This is a genomic window from Frankia sp. Mgl5 (genome assembly GCF_023242985.1).
GTDB lineage: Bacteria > Actinomycetota > Actinomycetes > Frankiales > Frankiaceae > Parafrankia > Parafrankia soli.
In genome coordinates this window covers 1-767 of the sequence record NZ_JALKFY010000410.1, presented here as the reverse complement: position 1 = coordinate 767, position 767 = coordinate 1, and the positions used below count along the sequence as shown (strand labels likewise).

The window sequence follows — 767 nt, the reverse complement described above, 5'->3', positions numbered from 1 at the left end:
CCGCGGGTGTCCTCGGTCGTTCGGTGCGCGGCGATCCCCTGGGCGATCTGATCGACCCGCCGGTAGCAGGCGGTCGCCTCGTCGGCGGGCAGCACCGCGGACAGGCAACTCGTCCCGTCCTCCCCCGGTGACACCCACACCCGCCGTTCCTTCTTCCGCGCCCGCGCCCGTTCGGCCGCCCCGGCCGGGTCCAGCCGGTGTACGGCACGACGGCACGCATCCGTGAACGCTCCGCGGGTGGGTCGGGCGCCGCCGGCCAGCACGCGTGCTTCGACCCGCGCGGCGAGCGGGTCGTCGAGCGGGCGGACCGCGTTCTCCAACGAGCGCAACCGCTGCACGTCCAGCACCCCGGCCTTCAACGCCTCCACCGCGTGGGGCAGCCGGCGCGCCACCGTGCACGCGAACAGCATCCGACCCGCCGCGGCCTGCGAGGACACCCCCAGCACCGCCGCGACATCCTCCGGGGCGAACTCGTCGAACAGATCCTCCCGCCCGGCCGCCGGGGGCCGTAGGTCGGCGAACTGCGCCAACAACCCCAGCAGGACCGCGTTCCCCGCCGCTATCGACCGGACCGCCGCACCGATCCGCACCAGCAGCCCACGCACCCGCCCCTCGAACACCTCCTCCGTCTCCGAGAAGTCGCGGGAACCGGAACCGTCCTCGTCGACCTTCGCACTCCGCACGGTATTCATGGCGCCGACACCCACCCCACAATCAGATCGAACACACGTTCGACCATAAAGGTGTGTGCGCCACCCCGACAAGCG

General features: G+C 72.6%; 1 protein-coding gene. It reads right to left on the bottom strand.

The window, feature by feature from the left end; all coding sequences use genetic code 11:
* Positions 1-692: DUF222 domain-containing protein (locus MXD62_RS09875; RefSeq protein WP_248829039.1), on the bottom strand; the 692-nt coding region annotated here is incomplete at its 3' end.
* Positions 693-767: the final 75 nt, after the last annotated feature.